The 483-nt window shown below is 60.0% G+C and carries 1 protein-coding gene; it reads right to left on the reverse strand.

Annotation, left to right across the window (positions count from 1 at the left end):
* Nucleotides 1-167: 167 nt before the first annotated feature.
* The coding region (locus EN742_RS37240; protein ID WP_148670630.1) for a transposase at nt 168-483 on the reverse strand (316 nt) is incomplete at its 5' end.

Consider the following 483-nt stretch of genomic DNA (forward strand, 5'->3'; position numbering starts at 1 on the left):
ATCTTGCCGTGCTCGCTGACAATGCAGACCGCAGTCTTGGCGAGTGAGACATCCAACCCAATGAACAGTTTCATCCCGTAATCCTCCTGTCAGAATCAGATACGGGAGCGTCGGCGGCAACCGGTCAGCATGCAATCGGTAACGGGCAGCGCACGACGCAGGCCCCGTTACAGCATCTCATTGATCCAGAAGATGAACGCTGCAGCGAAGGCGATTGCTGACAAGAATGTGTGCGCGCATCGGTCGTATCGAGTGTGGATGCGTCGCCAGTCCTTGAGGCGGGCGAACATGTTCTCGATCCTGTGGCGCTGCCTGTAGAGCAGCGGATCATAGCTGTGCTGGACACGGTGCTTGGCATGAGGCGGGATGCAGGGTGTGATGCCCTTGCCGATGAGCGCCTCGCGGAAGCCAGTGGAACTGTAGGCCCGATCGGCCAGCAGATGGCGGGCAGGTGGCAGTTCGTCGAGCACGGCAGCGGCGGTT

It is taken from the genome of Mesorhizobium sp. M4A.F.Ca.ET.020.02.1.1, assembly GCF_004022645.1.
Classification (GTDB): domain Bacteria; phylum Pseudomonadota; class Alphaproteobacteria; order Rhizobiales; family Rhizobiaceae; genus Mesorhizobium.